Source organism: Nocardioides sp. NBC_00850 (assembly GCF_045207335.1).
Lineage (GTDB): Bacteria > Actinomycetota > Actinomycetes > Propionibacteriales > Nocardioidaceae > Nocardioides.
The window spans coordinates 611,624-629,837 of sequence record NZ_CP108845.1 but is presented as its reverse complement, the minus strand read 5'-3'; the positions used below and the strand labels follow the sequence as shown (position 1 = coordinate 629,837).

The following is an 18,214-nucleotide window of genomic DNA, read 5'->3' as shown; positions in this document are numbered from 1 at the left end:
GTTTCCACAGGCTTTTCCACAGGGTCTTGATTTCGGGTCGCACGGGGCGACGTGGGTTCATATCGTCCCTGCGTATGGCGGTCACTACACGAATCACGACGCGCGAGGCGATACGTCGAATCTGCGAGCTGCACATGATCGGGAAGGTCGAGGCGAACAGAGTCCTGACCACCGGTCTCGCCGGCCCAGGGCGGAAGGTGGGCAGCTCGATCGTCTATGACGTGGGCAGGCTGGCCGAGCTGCTCGCGCGACCGCGCTGCACGGACCAGACGTTGGACACGGTCCGGCCGCTCATCGTCAGGCTCGGTCGCGATCGCAAGCTGGACCTCGCACAGACCTGGGAGGAGCAGGCCGAGATCGTGCGACGCAACTGGTACCTGCCGCCCCTCCTCGGCTCGATGCTGGACCGCTGGGGCTGCGTGGACGGCGGCCGGTTCCCGCTGGTCGCGACGGTCGCCAGCTGGGTGGTGTTCGGAGCGGAGGTGACCGGCCACACTTACGACGAAGGAGCACCGCCGGCGGCGAACCGCAGTGCGCCGCCGCGTACGTTCCGGGTCGAACCGCCGGGCAACTGGTTCGAGCCGATGAAGGAGACCTGGTTGCCCCTCGAGCACGGGCCGGCGGTGACGGTCTGGGGTGCGCCGACGAACGGGCCGTTGCGTGAGGTCGACTGGCTCAGGGTCGATGCCGACAAGCAGAAGGAGCGGCTCGAGTACGAGATGTGGCTCCGATCCGCCCCGGTCCTGCGCGACGTGGCGCAGGTCGGCCTGACCGACACCGACGCCATCCTCCGGGCTTGGGACCAAGATGCCCCGCCTCATCCGGAGATCGGACGAGACGGGGCAGCGTAGAGGCTGTTCCGCTTCAGGCGGCTCAGACAGCAGCCGGGGCCGGGAAAGTCGGGTACTCGACACCGGAGATCGACTGCACGGTGCGGACGACCTGGCAGGAGTAGCCGAACTCGTTGTCGTACCAGACGTAGAGGATGGCGGAGTCGCCGTCGACGATGGTCGCGTTGCCATCGACGATCGAGGCGGCGCGCGAGCCGATGAAGTCGGAGGAGACCGCGTCGCGGGCGGTGGTGAAGTCCACCTGGCGACGCAGCTCGCCGGTGAGCGAGGCCTCGCGGAGGTAGTCGACGACCTCTTCCTTCGAGGTCTCGCTCTTGAGCGAGAGCGACAGGATCGCGATCGAGACATCCGGGGTGGGGATGCGGATCGAGTTGCCGGTGATCTTCGCCTTCAGGTCCGGGAGCGCCTTCGCGACGGCGGAAGCGGCACCGGTCTCGGTGAGCACCAGGTTGAGCGGTGCGGAGCGGCCGCGGCGGTCGGCCTTGTGGTAGTTGTCCAGCAGGTTCTGGTCGTTGGTGAACGAGTGCACCGTCTCGACGTGACCGCGGACGATGCCGAAGCGGTCCTCCATCAGCTTCAGCGGCGGCACGATCGCGTTGGTCGTGCAGGAGGCGCAGGAGATCACGGACTCGTCGCCGGTGAGGGTCTGGTGGTTGACGCCGTGGACGATGTTGGGGACGTCGCCCTTGCCCGGCGCGGTCAGCAGGACCTTCTTGACGCCCGGACGCAGGTGCTGCGAGAGGCCCTCGCGGTCACGCCACTTGCCGGTGTTGTCGATGAGGATGGCGTCCTTGATGCCGTACGCCGTGTAGTCGACCGTCGTCGGGTCGTTGGAGTAGATGAACTGGATCGGGTTGCCGTTGGCGATGATCACGCCGTTCTTCTCGTCCACCGTGATGGTGCCGGCGAACTGGCCGTGGATCGAGTCGCGACGCAGCAGGGAGGCGCGTTTGATGAGGTCGTCCTCGCCGCCCTTGCGGACAACGACGGCCTTCAGCCGCAGACCGTGGCGCGAGCCGGCCTTCTCGACGAGGAGCCGGGCGACGAGCCGGCCGATCCGGCCGAAGCCGTAGAGCACGACGTCCTGGCCGCCGTTGCGCTCGAGCTTGTTCTCGCCCGTGGCGCCAGACAGCTTCTCGGCGACGAAGTCGTCGACGGAGAGGCCACGCTCGTCCTCGGCGTACTGGACCGCGAGCAGGCCCAGGTCGATCTTCGAGGGACCGAGGTCGAGCTTGGCGACCGCCTGGAGCAGCGGGAACGTCTCGGTGACCGAGAGCTCCTCGCCCTCGATCTGGCGCGCGAAGCGGTGCGCCTTGAGGATCGAGATGTCGGACTTGCTCACCAGCGACCGGCTGTGGACCAGGATGGTGACATCCTTCTCGCGGTAGAGCTTGCCGATGATCGGGATCATCGTCTCCGCGAGCTCCTCGCGGTGCTGCCAGTCGTTGAAGGTCTCGTCGGTGTCGCTCACAGCTCAACTTTCGGTTGCTCGGGAAGAAGGGACGGCACACCCCGCCAGGCTCGATTATCGGCGTGACGAGACCCCCGGCCACCTTGATCGATCCAACCTTGGACACGGTGTGACCGGGGTCTCTCCGACCCCTACGAGCCGCCCTTCAGAACGAGCTGACCGAGCCGTCAGGGAGTCGCGGTCGCCGTCGGATCCTCGACGGGATCCTCGGTCGGCTCGACCGTCGCGGTCTCTGTCGGCTCGGCCGTCGGCGTCTCGGTGGCCGGGTCGGTGGCCGGGTCGCTGGGGGCCGGCGCGCTCGCGTCCGGTGTCTCGGAAGGAGCCGCGTCGCCGGTTTCCGTACCGCTGCTGGGGTCGATCTCGCCGTCGCCCTCCGCGCCCTCGTCGTCGGGTTCCTCGTTCAGACCGGGATCCGTCCCGGTGTCGACCGAGCCGCCGACCGGCGTCGTCGGCGCGGTGCTGCTCTCGCCGGTGCTCGGCTCGGCAGACGGCGTCACCTCGCCGACCTTCGGTGTCTCGTCCTGGCCGGGCAGGAGGCCGGGGTTGGCGGCGACGGCCACGCCGGCCGAGACCAGGACCACGGCCGCCGCAGCCAGGACCGCGACCTTCCAGCGCCGGCCGGAAGGCTCGGCAGGCTCAGCGAACGTGGGCGCCATCGTCGGCAGGTCGGCGGTGTTGGAAGAAGCCGCGGCGGGGTGCGGGGCACGAGCGATCCCACCCGTGGTGAGCGCCGGCGACAGCGTGCCGATGCTGGTCTCCTCCTCCGAGGTGACCGGGGCCGGCAGCAGGGTCCAGTCACCGTTGGTGGCCAGGATGTCCGCCGCGGAGGGGCGTCCGGTCGGGTCCTCGGCCAGGCAGGCGGCGACCAGTGGGCGCAGGTAGACCGGACAGAGGCTCAGGTTGGGCGACTCGCCCTTGAGGAGATGCCCCATCGAGCCGATCTCGCCACTGAACGGCCAGCGGCCGGTGGCCGCGACGAAGGCGACCAGGCCCAGCGCCCAGATGTCGACGGCGCTGGAGAAGGTGCCGGTCTGGACCTGCTCGGGCGCCTGGTAGCCGTAGGTGCCGACCGCCTTGCCGGTCTGGGTCAGCGCGGTGCCGTCGACGGAGCGCGCGATGCCCATGTCGATCACGCACGGGTCGGTGGCGCCGTAGAGGATGTTGCCCGGCTTGATGTCGCGGTGGACCAGCCCGGCAGCGTGCACCGCCGCGAGGGCCTCGGCGACGCCGGCGACCAGCTGGCGTACGTCGATCTCGGGCAGGCGCTGGCCGGAGCCGATCAGCTTGTTGAGCGGCGGGTCGGCGACGTACTCGCTCGCCATCCAGGGCTGCTCGGCATCGGGGTCGGCGTCGAGAACCCTCGCGGTGAACCGGCTCTGGACCCTCTTGGCTGCCTGGATCTCCCGCTCGAACCGCGCGCGGAACCCCGGGTCGGAGGTGAGCTCGGGAAGGATCGCCTTCACCGCCGCCTGCATCCCGTACGCGTCCTCGCCCAGGTAGACGACGCCCATGCCACCGTGGCCGAGGCGGCCGGTGAGCACGTACGGACCCATCTCGCGGGGATCGTTCGCCATCAGCGGGCTCACAGAGGTGGCCTGGGGGGCGGACTGGGGGGATGTGGGGATTTCCCGAGACAACTTCTCTGCTCCTGTGCACCGGCGAGTGTGTCTCGGAGCGTATCGGACTCGGCTCCGCGATCAGGTCACGCCGGGCGGAGGGTTCCGGACTCTGGGAGGCTGGACTTTGGAAGGATGGCCGTCATGACTGAATCAGTGACGTTGGGCCAGGGCACCGGTCCCCTCCGCGGGGTCAAGGTCGTCGAGTTGGCGGGGATCGGGCCGGGGCCGCACGCCTGCACGCTCCTCGCGGACATGGGTGCGGACGTGATCCGGGTCGACCGGCCGGGCGGCAACGTGCTCGGCGGCGGTGCCGGCGACCTGCTCACCCGCGGCCGCCCGAGCATCGCGTTGGACCTCAAGAACCCGGACGCCGTCGAGACCGTCCTGCGCCTGGTGGAGACCGCCGACGTGCTCATCGAGGGACTGCGCCCGGGCGTCACCGACCGCCTAGGCCTGGGACCCGACACCTGCCTGGAGCGCAACCCGCGCCTCGTCTACGGCCGGATGACCGGCTGGGGCCAGGACGGCCCGCTGGCCCAGTCCGCCGGACACGACCTCACCTACATCGCCACAACCGGCGTGCTCAACGGGCTCGGCCAGGACCGGGACCGTCCGCACTTCCCGCTCAACCTGCTCGGCGACTTCGGGGGCGGATCGACCTACCTGGTGATGGGCATCCTGGCCGCGCTCGTCGAGGCCAAGACCACCGGCCAGGGGCAGGTCGTCGACGCCGCGATCGTGGACGGCACCGCCCACCTCGCCACGATGATCTCCGGGATGCTCGCCTCCGGCACCTGGCACGAGCAGCGCCAGAGCAACCTGCTCGACGGCGCGATGCCGTTCTACGCGCTCTACGACACCTCCGACGGTCGACAGGTCGCGGTCGGCGCGCTGGAGGGCAAGTTCTTCGCCGAGATGGTCACCCGGCTCGGGCTCGACGGGGTCTGCCCGGGGCAGTACGAGATGGAGCGCTACGACGAGATGCGCGACCTCTTCGCCAAGACCTTCGCGTCCAAGACGATGGCCGAGTGGGCCGAGCTCTTCGAGGGCACCGACGCCTGCGTCGCCCCCGTCCTCACCCCCTCCGAGGCCGCTACGCATCCGCACCTGCAGGCCCGCCAGACGTACGTCACCCACGACGGCGTCACCCAGCCCGCCCCGGCTCCGCGGTTCAGCCGGACCACCTCCACCCTGGGTGCGGGACCGGCCGCCAGCGCGGGCCAGCACACCCGCGAGGCCCTCGCCGCCTGGGGCATCGAGGACGCCGACGCGCTGATCGAGAAGGGCGCCGCGTTCCAGGACTGAAGACGCAGAAACGGCGCGGCGTACGACCCGAAGGTCATACGCCGCGCCGTTCTATGTGACGCGGGTTGGCTCAGTCCTTGTGGACCAGAGCGGCAGCGCGGCGACGCAGGACCACGACGAGCGCGGTGCCGGCAGCGGCAGCACCGGCGAGCATGGCCAGCAGCGGCCACATCGCGGGTACGGCGGAGTCGCTCTCACCGGCGAGGCCGGCGTCGATGTTGGTCGGGACGTCGGAGTCGGTGACCGGCGCCTCGGAGGACTCCTCGTCAGCCGGCTCGGTCTCGTCGGAGACCGGGGTGGCCTCGGTCGGCGTCTCGGAGGGCTCCTCGGTCGGGGTCTCGGACGGGGACTCCGAAGGCGACTCGGAGGGGGACGGCGAGGGGGACTCGGTCTCCGTGACGCAGTTCTCGAACCAGAAGACCTTGGACTTGGTGTCGTTGCCCTGGCTGCCCGGGGTGTGGACAGTGACCTTCACGTGGTAACCCTGCTGGGCGTGCGCGACACCGGTCGAGTGGAGGGTGTAGGTCTCGCGGCCGTCGAAGCCGTCGTCGGTGCCGGCGCCGGAGGCGGCGTCGTCGCCGACGAAGACCTCGAGCTCACCGTCGACGTCGAGCTCGCCGTCGAGGGTCGGAGCCTGCAGCTCGAAGGAGACCTTCGAGACGATGTCGACGCCCTCGTCGAAGCCGTACCACTCGATGTCGAACTTGCATCCCTGGTGGGGGTCGTTCTCCGGCGTGGTGTCGGGCGCGTCGTCGGGAGCGAGGTACTCCTCGATCTTGACGGTGCCGTTGTTGCCCGCGGGGTCGGTCGCGAACGCCGGGGCGGCTGAGAGCCCGGCAAGGGTGACGCCGGCGACGATCGCGCCGGCGCGTACGAAACTCAACACTCGAAAACCTTTCGAAGACCATCTGACCGCACCATGCGGTCCGCATGCAGCCTCAGCCACCGAAAGCGATGGGTGAGTGACCCCGAAATCGCTGTGGATGCTTCGCCGCCCCCACAGCTGCAGCTCGCAGCGTAGTGACTACAAGCACGGTTGTGGTGACCGGGTGGCGATTGTTTGCATGCCGTTGATCAGCGGTGGAGATCCAAAATGCTTGCAAAAGTTTGCGGGACAGGGTGTCGCAAACACGTACTCCCGGGTAACCTGACCCACATGCATGTCGACGTACTGATCATCGGTGCCGGCGTCTCCGGCATCGGAGCGGCCGCACAGCTCCGTGAGCGCCTTCCTGGAAAGACGCTCGCGATCCTCGAGCAGCGTGATTCCAGTGGCGGCACCTGGGACCTCTTCCGCTATCCGGGGATCCGGTCCGACTCCGACATGTTCACCTTCGCCTTCAAGTGGCGGCCGTGGGAGAGCGCGCAGGCGCTCGCCGATGGTCACCAGATCCGTGACTACCTGCGCCAGACGGCGAAGGACTACGGCGTCGACAAGCTGATCCACTACGGGCACAAGGTCACCGGTGCCGCGTGGAGCACCGAGGACAAGCAGTGGACGGTCTCCATCGAGACCGCCGACGGCCCGACCGAGATCACCGCCGGCTTCCTGTGGAACTGCTCGGGCTACTACGACTACGCCAACGGCTACCAGCCGGAGTTCGCCGGTCTCGACGACTACGAGGGCACCTTCGTCCACCCGCAGCACTGGCCCGAGGACCTCGACTACGCGGGCAAGAAGGTCGTCATCATCGGCTCCGGCGCGACCGCCGTCACCCTCCTGCCCAACCTGGCGGGCGAGGGCAGCGACCGGGCCGAGAAGGTGACGATGCTGCAGCGCACGCCGACGTACATCCTCTCCCGCCCGGGTCAGGACGCGATCGCCTCGCTGCTGAAGACGGCGCCGTTCAAGCTGCTCGGCAAGCTGCCCTTCAAGCGCGTGCGCGAGAAGATCGGCCACGAGACCGTTCGCTGGGAGAACATCGCCCTCACCGTCGGCACCTATCAGATCGCCCGCCGGGCTCCCGGCGTGGTCAAGAAGGTGATCCGCGACCAGTGGATCAACGGACTCACCGCCCGCGGCGGCCGCCCTGGCATGACCAAGGACGAGGCGATCGCGTACGTCGACAAGCACTTCAACCCGCCCTACGACCCGTGGGACCAGCGCATCTGCTTCGTCCCCGACGGCGACATGATGAAGTCGATCCGCGAGGGGTACGCCGCAGTGGTGACCGACCGGATCAAGACGTTCGTGCCGAAGGGCATCGAGCTCGAGTCGGGCGAGACGCTCGAGGCCGACATCGTCATCTCCGCCACCGGCCTCAACCTGAGGCTCTTCGGCGGCCTCGACTACACCGTCGACGGTGAGCCGGTCAGCCTGCCCGAGCAGATGGCCTACAAGGGCCTGATGATCACCGGGATCCCGAACTTCGCCTACACCATCGGCTACACCAACGCCTCCTGGACCCTCAAGGCCGACCTGGTCACCGACTACGTGATCCGGCTGCTCGACTTCATGGGGGAGAACGGCTACGACGTCGCCGCGGTCACCCGCGACCCGAGCGTCGAGGAGCGGCCGTTCATGGACCTCGCCTCCGGTTACATCCAGCGCTCGCTGGACTTGATGCCGAAGGCCGGTGACCGGTCGCCGTGGACCGCGAAGCAGAACTACCTCGTGGACATGAAGGCGCTCGGGTCGCCGGTCGCGGACGGTGTGATCCGTTTCGCCTGACCACTTTCGGCGCCGGGTCTGTGATTACTGTGACAAGCGTTCCGGTCCCGGCGTGAAGTACGTGGGACTACGATGGTCCCACCATGGATGGCAGGGCAGTTCGCTGGAAGCGTCACAACGATGACCGACGAAAGCGCATCGTCGATGCCGCGATCGGTCTGATCGAGACCGACGGCGTCAACGTCAGCCTGCAGGCGATCGGCCAGGCCGCGGGGCTCTCCCGCTCGGTGGTCTACCGGCATTTCGCCGACCGGCGTGAGCTCGACCTCGCCATCCAGGCCGACATCCTCGACGGTCTGTGGGCCAAGCTCTTCCCGGCGATGGAGCTGACCGGATCGATCCGGCAGATCATCTCCCGCACCGTCGGGGCGTACGTCAACTGGGCGCTCGAGCACCCGCTCCTGCACCAGGTCGCCGATGTCGACACCGCGCCGAACGGCACCGGTCCGCTCCAGCAGGGCCTCGACCGGATCGCGGAGCGGATCAAGGAGCTGATCCTGGCCGCCTTCGAGCTGACCGGCGTGGAGGTCTCCGAGATCGACAAGAAGGCCGTCGACCCGCTGATCTACGGCCTGATCGGGATGGTCTTCGGTGCCGTACGCCGCTGGGTCCACCTCGGCGAGGGCATCCCCGACGCCGAGCATCTGACCTCGGTCGTCACCGAGGCCGTCCTGGCCATGATCGACACCCGCACGACGGCGTACGGGCTCTCGATCGACCACGACCAGCCGCTCGAGGAGCTCCTCGGCTGATCGAGCTCAACTGATCGAGCTCAACCGGGCAGGGTCAGGTCCGCCGGCACCACGCGACCCAGTGCGGCACGGCAGGCGATGATCCCCGGCGAGTCGGCGATCGCGGTCCGGGTGGCGGTGAAGACCGTACGCCGCGGCGAACCCGGCAGATCGATGAGCCGCACGGCCGTCCGATGGCGTACGCGCATCAGGTCGGAGAGCAGGGCGACGGCGTTGCCGGACTCCACGAGCGCGACGTGGGCCTCGACGTCGTCGGTCTCGTAGCGGACCTCGGGCTCGAAGCCTGCCCGGCGGCACTGCTCCTCGATCCAGTGGCGGGACGCCGTGCCCGGCGGCTCCATCGCCCACGGGACGCGCCCGGCGTCGGCCAGCGAGGTGATTCCGTCCCAGATCTCTCCGGAGCCTTCGGGCGGGACGGCGAGCCGGAGCCGGTCGGTGGTGAGCGGCTGCCGGTCGAGACCGTCGAAGTGCGGTGCGCCGTGGTCTGGATAGTGCTCGGCGACCACTAGGTCGAGCTCGCGCAGAGCGAGGTCGTTGAGCGCCTGCTCGGGCGCGCGTTGGGACAGCATGACCCGCAGCCGAGGATGGCGCCGGGTGAGGTCGGCGAGAGCCTGCGGCATGTAGGCGAGAGCAACGGACTGGAAGACGGCGACCCGGACCGTGCCGGCGGTCTCGTCACCGAGCGAGGTGACCGCGGCCTCGGCCGCCTCGAGCCGCGCCAGGATCTCGGTCGTGTGCTCGACGAGGACCTCGGCCGCGGCGGTGAGCTGGACCCGCCGGCCGGCCTTGCGCAGCAGCGGCACCCCGACCTCGCGCTCGAGCTGGCCGAGCTGCTGGGAGACCGACGACGGGCTCTGATGGAGGGCCTCGGCGACCTCGGCGAGGGTCCCACGCGCGGCGAGCTCGGCGAGCAGTCGGAGGCGGCGAACATCCAGCATGCGGATCCTTCGGTCGAAGCGGAGCCCGAGACCAAATAGTTCAGTTTCTCTTACGAATGATCTCCAGGAAACATCGCTTTATCTTACGTGACTCTGGTCGCATACTCGGCTCTATGACCACCAATGACGCGCTCATCTCCGAGGTCGACCACCTCGTTCGCGGCTGGCTGGCGAAGGCTTCGACCAAGCCCGCCGCCCCGGCCGCCCAGCGCCTCGCCGATGTCCTCAAGGACCCTGCCGGACTCGACTTCACCGTCGGCTTCGTCGACCGGGTGATCCGGCCCGAGGACGTACGCGTGGCCGCGGCCAGCCTCCGTGAGCTGGCCGGCAACGTTCCTTCGTTCCTGCCCTGGCATCTGAAGCTCGGCGTGAAGCTGGGCGCGCTGATGTCTCTGGTCGCGCCGTGGTTCGTCATTCCGGTGGCGCGCCGTGCGCTGCGGCAGATGGTGGGTCACCTGCTGATCGACGCCTCCGACGCTCGGCTCGGCAACCAGATCGAGCGGATTCGCGAGCGCGGCGTCAACCTCAACATCAACCTCCTCGGCGAGGCCGTCCTCGGGCAGAAGGAGGCCGACCGGCGTCTGGCCGGGATCCGCAAGCTGCTCGCGCGCGACGACGTCGACTACGTCTCGGTGAAGGTCTCCTCGCCGGTCGCGCCGCACGCGGTCTGGGCGTACGACGAAGCGGTCACGCACGTGGTCGAGCGGCTCCTCCCGCTCTACACCTACGCGGCGACGTCCTCCGCTGCCGGGACGAAGAAGTTCATCAACCTGGACATGGAGGAGTACCGCGACCTCGACATGACCATCGACGTCTTCACGCGGCTCCTCGACCGGCCCGAGCTGGCCGACCTGGAGGCGGGCATCGTCCTGCAGGCCTACCTGCCCGACGCCATGTCGGCGATGATGCGGCTCCAGGAGTGGTCGGCTGCTCGGCGTGCGCGTGGGGGCGCGGCGATCAAGGTGCGACTGGTCAAGGGCGCCAACCTGCCGATGGAGCACGTCGAGGCGTCGCTGCACGGCTGGCCGGTCGCGACATGGTCGACCAAGCAGGACTCCGACACCAACTACAAGCGGGTGCTGTCCTGGGCGCTGACCCCCGAGCGGATGGCCAACGTGCGCGTCGGCGTCGCCGGTCACAACCTGTTCGACGTGGCGTACGCCTGGATCCTGGCTGGTCAGCGCGGGGTTCGCGACTCGGTCGAGTTCGAGATGCTGCTGGGTATGGCCGAGGGCCAGGCCGAGGCGGTCCGCGAGACCGTGGGTGGTCTGCTGCTCTACGTGCCGGTCGTGCACCCGAAGGACTTCGACGTCGCGATCGCCTACCTCGTGCGTCGCCTCGAGGAGGGCGCCAGCACCGAGAACTTCATGTCGGCCGTCTTCGACCTCAACTCCTCCGAGGCCCTCTACAAGCGGGAGAAGGAGCGGTTCGTACGCTCCCTCGCGGCTGTCGACGACTCCGTGCCGGCGCCCAACCGGACCCAGGACCGCCGCTCCCCGGTCGCGGACGACGTCCAGACCCTGTTCGAGAACGCCCCCGACACCGACCCGCACCTGCCGGGCAACCGGGAGTGGGGCAAGGCGATCATCGCCCGGGTGGGCTCCTCGACGCTGGGCGACCAGCTGGTCGCCGACCACACGCTGACCTCCGTGGAGGCCGTGGAGTCGGTGCTCGAGGGTGCCGTCGGCGCCCAGGCCGACTGGGGTCGCAAGACCGGCGCCGAGCGGGCCGCCGTGCTGCGGGCCGCCGCGGTCGAGGTCGAGCGGCGCCGGGCCGAGTGGCTCGAGGTGGGCGCCTCCGAATGTGGCAAGACGCTCGACCAGGGTGACCCCGAGGTCTCCGAGGCGATCGACTTCCTCAACTACTACGCGACCCTGGCCGAGGAGCTCGACAGCGTCGACGGTGCGCACCAGGTGCCCGTACGCCTCACCCTGGTCACCCCGCCCTGGAACTTCCCGCTCGCCATCCCGACCGGTGGCGTCGCGGCGGCGCTCGCGGCCGGGTCGGCCGTGGTGATCAAGCCGGCTCCGCAGGCTCAGCGCTGCGGCTCGGTGCTGGTCGAGACGCTGTGGGCAGCGGGGGTGCCGAAGGAGGTGCTCCGACTGGTCCACGTGCCGGAGAACGAGGTCGGTCGCGCGCTGATCGCCTCGTCGCTGGTCGACCGGCTGGTGCTGACCGGCGCGTTCGACACGGCCGAGCTCTTCCGTTCGTTCCGCCCGGACCTGCCGCTGCTGGCCGAGACCTCCGGCAAGAACTCGCTGGTGGTCACCCCGGACGCCGACCTCGACCTGGCCGTCAAGGACCTCGTCTACTCCGCCTTCGGCCACGCCGGGCAGAAGTGCTCGGCCGCGTCGCTGGGCATCCTGGTCGGCTCGGTCGCGACCTCGCGCCGCTTCCGCGACCAGCTGATCGACGCGGTGACCTCGCTTCGCGTGGGTTATCCGACGGACCCGACGGTGCAGGTGGGCCCGGTCATCGAGCCGGCCTCCGGCAAGCTGCTCGAGGCGCTGACGACGCTCGCGCCGGGCGAGACGTGGCTGGTGAAGCCGCGTCAGCTCGACGACACCGGGCGGCTCTGGTCGCCGGGTGTGAAGACCGGCGTCAAGCGTGGCTCGGAGTTCCACCTGACCGAGTACTTCGGTCCCGTCCTCGGCCTGATCTCGGCCTCCTCGCTCGACGAGGCGCTCGAGATCCAGAACGAGGTCGACTACGGCCTCACCGCGGGCATCCACAGCCTCGACCGCGCCGAGATCTCGCACTGGCTCGACTCCGTCGAGGCCGGCAACGCCTACGTCAACCGCGGCATCACCGGCGCCATCGTGCGCCGTCAGCCGTTCGGCGGCTGGAAGAAGTCCGCAGTGGGCGCTGGGACGAAGGCCGGTGGCCCCAACTACCTGGTCGGCCTCAGCGACTGGGTGTCGGCTCCCGCCACTGAGCTCGCGACGCCCGCTCCTGCCGTACGGTCGCTCGTCGACTGGGCCGGCCGGCTGCAGCTGGACGAGATCGAGCTGCTCAAGCGTGGGGCCGGCTCGGACGCTCTCGCATGGGAGCGCGAGTTCGGCGCCGCCCGGGACGTCTCGCGACTGACCGCCGAGGTCAACGTGCTGCGCTACTCGCCGGTGCCGGTGACTCTTCGTTATGAGGGTGGGCCGGTCGCTCACCTGCTGCGGGTCCTCGCCGCTGGAGTTGCTGCTGGGGCTCCGGTGACGGTGTCCGTCGCCACGGCACTGGATGACGAGACCGCCTCGCTGGTCCGTGCGACCGGTGCGACCTACGTTGTCGAGGACATGGCCGCGTGGGCGTCGTTCCTCTCCGGGCCGTACGCACCCAGCCGCGTACGCCTCCTGGGTGGGTCGCGCGAAGCATTCGCCGAGGCGAGCCAGGGCCGCGTCGACGTCGCCCTCTACGCCCAGCCCGTCGTCGAGGCCGGCCGGGTCGAGCTGCTCACCTTCCTGCGCGAGCAGGCCGTGTCGATCACCGCTCACCGCTTCGGCTCCCCGACCCCGCTGGTGGAGAACCTCTTCTGAAGGAGAAGCCTCGACGGGGTCGACCACCAGTGGTCGACCCCGTCGAGCTTCTGCGCGTTCTCCTAGAGTGGTGCGATGACCTCGACCGCGCGGACCACCGCGCGCATCCTGCTGGGCGTGATCATGGTGGGCGCCGGGGTGGCGCATCTGACCACCCAGCGACAAGAGTTCCGGGCGCAGGTGCCCGACTGGTTCCCGGTCGATGAGGACCTGACGGTGGTCGGCTCGGGCGTCGTCGAGATCGGGCTCGGGCTGGCCTTCGTCCTGCTGCCGAGCAAGCGACGTCTCGTCGGAGCGCTGCTTGCCGCGTTCTTCGTGGCGATCTTCCCGGGCAACATCGCGCAATATGTAGAAGGCGTCGACGCGTTCGGTCTCGACACCGACAGCAAGCGGCTGATCCGGCTGTTCTTCCAACCCTTGCTCGTCGTCTGGGCCCTTTTCGGCGGCGGCTGGCTGAGGCGTACGAGAAACGACGACTGAACCCACCGACCTCATGGCGGCTGCGGCTAAAGGGCGGCGGCCTGAGCCCCCGCCCACGTACGCAGGTAGGACTCCGAGCCGCGGACGATGTCGTCGATGAGGTCCTGGCCGCCGGTGAGGCGGAGGTCCTCGAGGTAGTCGGGGATCATCCCGTAGTGGGCGACGCCGTCGGTGTTGTAGTCCCAGATCCGCTGGCCGGTGACCTGGCGGTCGACGACGGAGCCGCCGTCGAAGCTCCGGAACGGGTAGGTGACGCGCGTCTTCGCGGGGCCAGGGGTGCCGCCGAAGCCGTTCATGTCGAAGCCGAACCCGATGCCAGCGCCGTAACGGTCACGGACGGGTGCGGTGCGGGCGTACTCGGCCAGGAACTGGTCGGTGCTGTGGCCGTAGATCGTCGAGAAGCCGCCGAGGGCGTAGAGCCGGTCGAGGTAGCGCTCGTCCATCCAGGAGTGGCTGGCGAGGGCGCCGGGGTAGTCGGTCTCCTCGAGGATGTCGAGGGTGCGACCGGCGGCCTTGGCGCTCATGTGGTCGACCTCGACCATCATGCCGCGCTTGATCAGCCCGCGCAGGGCGTATTCGCCGAGGGCGGAGAGGCCATGCGGGTTGCAGACGGTGCCCTCCGGGTAGATCGGCGGCTGCGGCAGCCAGGCGAGCTCGGCGGGACGGTCGACCAGCCGCGGGTTGTTGTCGTGCGGCTGGCCGGGGTCGCAGGCCTTCGGCGTCCAGAACGTCCCGGTGGTGAGGAACTGACCGGCGTTGATCAGCAGCCCGGTCGTGCCCTTGTCGTAGCGGACCCCGCACAGCGCGTTGTCGAACTTGTGGCACAGGAACATCGACGAGACCCCGAGCGACTTCAGCTCGTCGAGCCCGGCGTCGATGTTGGCGCGGGTGCAGGAGGGCAGCCGCAGCCTCTGGGAGCAGCCGAACGGCTCGGATGTCTCCACGCCGAGCACGACGGCGAGCTTGCCGTCCTCGATCACCTCGCGCGCCTGATCGGCGTCGGTGACGATCCGGTACCACCCACGCCCCTCGCCGCCGTACTGCGCGTCGATGAAGGCCTGGGTGTCGTACGCATCCCGGGCCTGCCTCCGCACCGCGGTCATCTCGTCGCACGACTGGTGGGTGCCCGGGTTGATCGCGCACAGCGCCTTGTTGCTGGTCAGCTGCACGACGAGGATCCGCTGTCCGCCGCGCCAGGCGCGCTCGACCCAGCGGTAGTACATCTGCTGGTGGGTCAGCGAGTCGTAGGCCGGCCAGTCGGCGAACGACGGCCACCCGGTGGTGTCGTGGAACCCCAGCGGGCTGCCCGTGCGGGTCAGGTTCTCCAGCAGCGCGGTCTCCCCGGCGATCCCGTGGGAGGGGCAGTCCTGGAGCGCGTCCGCGATCCCAGTCGCCGACCAGGCCTTCCCGCAGACGGCCGCGCCACCGATCCCGTCCTGCATGAACATGTGGCTGTGGGCGTCGATCAGCCCCTGCACGGTGCCGTCCGGAGCGGTTCCCGTGAACGGCTCACCGGTCACGTTCACCTCGGACTCCGGCGACGGCAGCCGGCGCTCCACATCGTCGCCAGATGCTGGTGGGCCCATCATCGCGACAGTCACCGCCAGAGCGAGCACAGCGAGCAGGGACGTACGTCTGATGCGCATGTGGCCTCCCGATGACCAGCGGCATATTTACTGCTACGGGTATCGCAACCTAGCAGTTGCTTGGGCTGTTTGGGGCCATATCTCCGCAGGTCGTCCGCTCTGACAGACTGACGAGCATGACGATCGCGATCATCGGTGCAGGCAACATGGGCGGGGCTGTCCTCGCCGGACTTCTCGAGGCCGGTCACGCCCCGGAGAGCGTCATCGTCGTCGAGGCGCGTGAGGAGCAGGCCGCCGCGCTCCGCGAGAAACACGGGATCCGTACGCTGCCGGCCACCGAGGCCGTCGCCGAGGCCGACGTGGTGGTGCTGGGCGTGAAGCCCTACGGTGTCGTGCCGGTGCTGGAGTCGATCGCGTCGTCGCTGCGGCAGGGGACCACGGTGGTCTCGCTGGCCGCCGGGGTCCCGACCTCCGCGATGGAGCCGGCCGTGCCGGAAGGCGTCTCGGTCGTGCGGGTCATGCCCAACACGCCTGCCCTGGTCGGAGAGGGCATGTCCGCGGTCGCCGGTGGCGCGAAGGCGACGCCGGAAGCCATCGAGGCCGCGGCTGACCTGATGGGTGCCGTCGGCAAGGTCGTCACGGTCCCCGAGTCGCAGATCGACGCCGTCACCGCGATCAGCGGCTCCGGCCCGGCGTACGTCTTCATGATCGCCGAGGCCTGGATCGAGGCGGGCGTCCACCTGGGTCTGACCAGGGACGACGCGACGACGCTCGTCATCCAGACGCTGTCCGGATCCGCGGAGCTGCTCAAGAGCGGGACCCACCCCGCGATCCTGCGCGAGCAGGTCACCTCCCCGGGCGGCACCACCGCCGCTGCGCTCGGCGCGCTGGAGCAGAACGGCCTGCGGGCGGCCTTCCTCGAGGCCACCCGCGCCGCCTACGCACGCTCCAAGGAGCTCTCCTAGAACGCTGGTCGAGCCGTGAGGCCGCCTGCGGCCGAGCGTGTCGAGACCAACACAGTCCCCGCGACGCTCGATAGGACTGTGTTGGTCTCGACACGCCTCCGCCTAGCGGCTCCGGCGGCTCGACCAGCGGGGCGGGGTTACAGCCCGAGGTGGCGGCTGATGATCAGCTTCTGGACCTCGGTGGTACCGCCGTAGATGGTCTGGATGCGGCTGTCGACGAACGCCTTGGCGATCGGGTATTCCATCATGTAGCCGTAGCCGCCGTGGATCTGGACGCCCTGGTCGACGAACTTCTTCTGCAGTTCGGTGGTCCACCACTTCGCCATGCTGGCCAGGACGGTGTCGGCGGTGCCGGCGTTGAGCTGGGTGACGGCGTCGTTGAGGAAGAGGCGCGCGAGGTAGGCCTCGGTGGCCATCTCGGCGAGCGTGAACGCGGTGTTCTGGAAGCGGCCGATGGGGCGGCCGAAGGCCTCGCGGGTGCGGGCGTAGTCGAGGGAGAGTTCGAGGACCTGCTCGACCGCGGCGACCGCGATCGAGGCGACCGAGATGCGCTCCTGCGGCAGCAGGGTCATCAGCGAGACGAAGCCGGAGCCCTCCTCGCCGAGCAGGTTCTCCTTCGGCACGACCACGTCGGTGAACGAGAGCTCGGCGGTGTCTTGCGCCTTCATGCCCATCTTGTCGAGGTTGCGGCCGCGCTCGAAGCCCTCCATGCCGCGCTCGACCACGAGCAGGGAGATGCCGTGGGCACCGGCGTCGGGGTTGGTCTTGGCGACCACGATCACCAGATCGGCGTTGATGCCGTTGGAGATGAACGTCTTCGAGCCGTTGAGGAGGTAGTGGTCCCCCTTGTCGACCGCGGTGGTGCGTACGCCCTGGAGGTCCGAGCCAGCGCCCGGCTCGGTCATCGCGACGGCGGTGATGATGTCGCCGGAGACGCAGCCCGGCAGCCACCGGGCCTTCTGCTCCGGGGTGCCGAGGTGGGAGATGTAGGGGACGATGATGTCGGTGTGGACGAAGAAGCCGGGCCCGCTGGCGCCGATCTTCGCCATCTCCTCGTGGAGGACCGAGTTGAACCGGAAGTCCTTGATGCCGGGGCCGCCGTACTCCTCCTCGACGTCGAAGCAGAGCAGCCCGGTGTCGCCGGCCTTCTTCCACAGCTCGCGGGGGACGATGCCGTCCTTCTCCCACTGATCGTGGAAGGGCACGACCTCCTTCTCGAAGAAGGCCTTGGCCGTGGCGCGGAAGTCCTCGTGCTCGGCTTCGTAGATGGTGGGCTTCTCGGGCATGACACTCCTTCGTAGACAGTCGCACTCATCGTGCCTCACGTCTGTGACGCAGACCGCATTCTCGGGTGGCGACGGAGCAACTGTGACAGTAACACTGGCGAAGTCGCAACCGTTTGGTCTACGGTCCCTGACTATGACGGAGACGACCGAGGAACTGATGACGATCGATGAGCTGTCGACCGCCACGGGGTTGTCGGTGCGTACGACGCGCTACTACGCGAGCCTCGGGTTGATCCCGCCGCCGATCCGCCGTGGGCGGGTGGCCTACTACGGTCCCGAGCATCGCGCTCGCCTGGATCTGGTCACCGCGCTCCAGGAGCACGGGTTCACGCTGCAGGCCATCGAGCGCTACCTCGGGCGGCTCCCCGCCGACATCACGCGGGAGGATCTCGCGATGCAGCGCGCCATGATCACCTCCTGGGCCACCGAGCCGACCGAGGACATCCAGGCCCGGATCGGGCGTGAGCTGATCGCGCTGGGGCTGCCCCGTGACGCGCTGGCAGCGGCGTACGCAGCGACCTCACGCCTCATGGCGGACCTCGCGGCCGAGCTCAACACGATCCTGCGCGACCAGGTGGTCGATCCGTTCCGGCGCACCCATCACAGCCCCGAGGAGGCCAAGCACCTCGAGGAGGTGCTCCCGCGGCTGCGTCAGCTGACCACCGAGGCCATCGTGGTGAGCTTCCAGGACGCGGTGAACCGGACGATCTCCCGGAATCTATCGTGAACCTTTCGGACCTACCCCTGTTGACTGTGACAGTTT

Annotated in this window: 14 protein-coding genes; 8 read left to right on the top strand and 6 right to left on the bottom strand. The window is 69.0% G+C overall.

Going from position 1 to position 18,214, the window contains the following annotated elements; all coding sequences use genetic code 11:
* Positions 1-134 precede the first annotated feature (134 nt).
* Positions 135-851: a hypothetical protein gene (locus OH802_RS03055; protein WP_406024980.1), complete on the top strand. Its 717-nt coding sequence runs from the start codon at positions 135-137 to the stop codon at positions 849-851.
* A gap of 22 nt (positions 852-873) precedes the next feature.
* Here OH802_RS03055 and OH802_RS03050 read toward each other — a convergent pair whose 3' ends face one another.
* Both OH802_RS03050 and OH802_RS03045 read right to left on the bottom strand, forming a co-directional pair.
* The gene (locus OH802_RS03050; RefSeq protein ID WP_378817907.1) at positions 874-2,322 is read right to left on the bottom strand and encodes a glyceraldehyde-3-phosphate dehydrogenase; all 1,449 of its coding nucleotides are present in this window, start codon (positions 2,320-2,322) and stop codon (positions 874-876) included.
* Between the two features lie 167 nt (positions 2,323-2,489).
* The gene (locus OH802_RS03045) at positions 2,490-3,896 is read right to left on the bottom strand and encodes a protein kinase domain-containing protein (RefSeq protein WP_406024977.1); all 1,407 of its coding nucleotides are present in this window, start codon (positions 3,894-3,896) and stop codon (positions 2,490-2,492) included.
* A 186-nt stretch (positions 3,897-4,082) separates the two neighbouring features.
* On the opposite strand from OH802_RS03045, the gene OH802_RS03040 reads away from it, so the two are divergent.
* Positions 4,083-5,246, top strand: a complete 1,164-nt coding sequence (locus tag OH802_RS03040) for a CaiB/BaiF CoA transferase family protein (RefSeq protein ID WP_406024975.1) — start codon at positions 4,083-4,085, stop codon at positions 5,244-5,246.
* A gap of 70 nt (positions 5,247-5,316) precedes the next feature.
* On the opposite strand, the gene OH802_RS03035 is transcribed toward OH802_RS03040, so the two are convergent.
* A complete protein-coding gene (locus OH802_RS03035; RefSeq protein WP_406024973.1) occupies positions 5,317-6,129 on the bottom strand; it encodes a hypothetical protein in 813 nt (270 codons plus the stop codon).
* A 273-nt stretch (positions 6,130-6,402) separates the two neighbouring features.
* Between OH802_RS03035 and OH802_RS03030 the strand changes: the two genes are divergently transcribed.
* Both OH802_RS03030 and OH802_RS03025 read left to right on the top strand, forming a co-directional pair.
* Positions 6,403-7,917, top strand: a complete 1,515-nt coding sequence (locus tag OH802_RS03030; protein ID WP_406024971.1) for a flavin-containing monooxygenase — start codon at positions 6,403-6,405, stop codon at positions 7,915-7,917.
* An 83-nt stretch (positions 7,918-8,000) separates the two neighbouring features.
* On the top strand, positions 8,001-8,669 hold the full coding sequence (locus OH802_RS03025; protein WP_160025880.1) for a TetR/AcrR family transcriptional regulator: 669 nt from the start codon (positions 8,001-8,003) through the stop codon (positions 8,667-8,669).
* A gap of 20 nt (positions 8,670-8,689) precedes the next feature.
* On the opposite strand, the gene OH802_RS03020 is transcribed toward OH802_RS03025, so the two are convergent.
* Positions 8,690-9,607, bottom strand: a complete 918-nt coding sequence (locus OH802_RS03020) for a LysR family transcriptional regulator (protein ID WP_406024969.1) — start codon at positions 9,605-9,607, stop codon at positions 8,690-8,692.
* A 113-nt stretch (positions 9,608-9,720) separates the two neighbouring features.
* Between OH802_RS03020 and OH802_RS03015 the strand changes: the two genes are divergently transcribed.
* Together OH802_RS03015 and OH802_RS03010 are read left to right on the top strand one after the other, a co-directional pair.
* Complete coding sequence (locus tag OH802_RS03015) at positions 9,721-13,134, top strand: bifunctional proline dehydrogenase/L-glutamate gamma-semialdehyde dehydrogenase (protein ID WP_406024967.1); 3,414 nt, start codon at positions 9,721-9,723, stop codon at positions 13,132-13,134.
* A gap of 75 nt (positions 13,135-13,209) precedes the next feature.
* The gene (locus OH802_RS03010) at positions 13,210-13,614 is read left to right on the top strand and encodes a hypothetical protein (RefSeq protein ID WP_196876548.1); all 405 of its coding nucleotides are present in this window, start codon (positions 13,210-13,212) and stop codon (positions 13,612-13,614) included.
* Positions 13,615-13,640: 26 nt separating this feature from the next.
* Here the strand turns inward: OH802_RS03010 and OH802_RS03005 are convergent, their stop codons facing one another.
* Positions 13,641-15,260, bottom strand: a complete 1,620-nt coding sequence (locus OH802_RS03005) for a Coagulation factor 5/8 type domain-containing protein (RefSeq protein WP_406024964.1) — start codon at positions 15,258-15,260, stop codon at positions 13,641-13,643.
* A 116-nt stretch (positions 15,261-15,376) separates the two neighbouring features.
* On the opposite strand from OH802_RS03005, the gene proC reads away from it, so the two are divergent.
* On the top strand, positions 15,377-16,165 hold the full coding sequence (gene proC, locus OH802_RS03000; protein ID WP_406024962.1) for a pyrroline-5-carboxylate reductase: 789 nt from the start codon (positions 15,377-15,379) through the stop codon (positions 16,163-16,165).
* A gap of 137 nt (positions 16,166-16,302) precedes the next feature.
* Here the strand turns inward: proC and OH802_RS02995 are convergent, their stop codons facing one another.
* A complete protein-coding gene (locus OH802_RS02995; protein ID WP_406024960.1) occupies positions 16,303-17,451 on the bottom strand; it encodes an acyl-CoA dehydrogenase family protein in 1,149 nt (382 codons plus the stop codon).
* Between the two features lie 133 nt (positions 17,452-17,584).
* On the opposite strand from OH802_RS02995, the gene OH802_RS02990 reads away from it, so the two are divergent.
* On the top strand, positions 17,585-18,178 hold the full coding sequence (locus OH802_RS02990) for a MerR family transcriptional regulator (RefSeq protein ID WP_406024958.1): 594 nt from the start codon (positions 17,585-17,587) through the stop codon (positions 18,176-18,178).
* The last annotated feature ends 36 nt before the right edge of the window (positions 18,179-18,214 follow it).

Bases quoted from the DNA above. Each gene is read 5' to 3' on its own strand.
- OH802_RS03055 (WP_406024980.1), top strand. From the start codon at position 135: ATGATCGGGAAGGTCGAGGCGAACAGAGTCCTGACCACCGGTCTCGCC.
- OH802_RS03045 (WP_406024977.1), bottom strand. From the start codon at position 3,896: ATGGCGAACGATCCCCGCGAGATGGGTCCGTACGTGCTCACCGGCCGC.
- OH802_RS03040 (WP_406024975.1), top strand. From the start codon at position 4,083: ATGACTGAATCAGTGACGTTGGGCCAGGGCACCGGTCCCCTCCGCGGG.
- OH802_RS03030 (WP_406024971.1), top strand. From the start codon at position 6,403: ATGCATGTCGACGTACTGATCATCGGTGCCGGCGTCTCCGGCATCGGA.
- OH802_RS03025 (WP_160025880.1), top strand. From the start codon at position 8,001: ATGGATGGCAGGGCAGTTCGCTGGAAGCGTCACAACGATGACCGACGA.
- OH802_RS03020 (WP_406024969.1), bottom strand. From the start codon at position 9,607: ATGCTGGATGTTCGCCGCCTCCGACTGCTCGCCGAGCTCGCCGCGCGT.
- OH802_RS03015 (WP_406024967.1), top strand. From the start codon at position 9,721: ATGACCACCAATGACGCGCTCATCTCCGAGGTCGACCACCTCGTTCGC.
- OH802_RS03010 (WP_196876548.1), top strand. From the start codon at position 13,210: ATGACCTCGACCGCGCGGACCACCGCGCGCATCCTGCTGGGCGTGATC.
- OH802_RS03005 (WP_406024964.1), bottom strand. From the start codon at position 15,260: ATGCGCATCAGACGTACGTCCCTGCTCGCTGTGCTCGCTCTGGCGGTG.
- proC (WP_406024962.1), top strand. From the start codon at position 15,377: ATGACGATCGCGATCATCGGTGCAGGCAACATGGGCGGGGCTGTCCTC.
- OH802_RS02995 (WP_406024960.1), bottom strand. From the start codon at position 17,451: ATGCCCGAGAAGCCCACCATCTACGAAGCCGAGCACGAGGACTTCCGC.
- OH802_RS02990 (WP_406024958.1), top strand. From the start codon at position 17,585: ATGACGGAGACGACCGAGGAACTGATGACGATCGATGAGCTGTCGACC.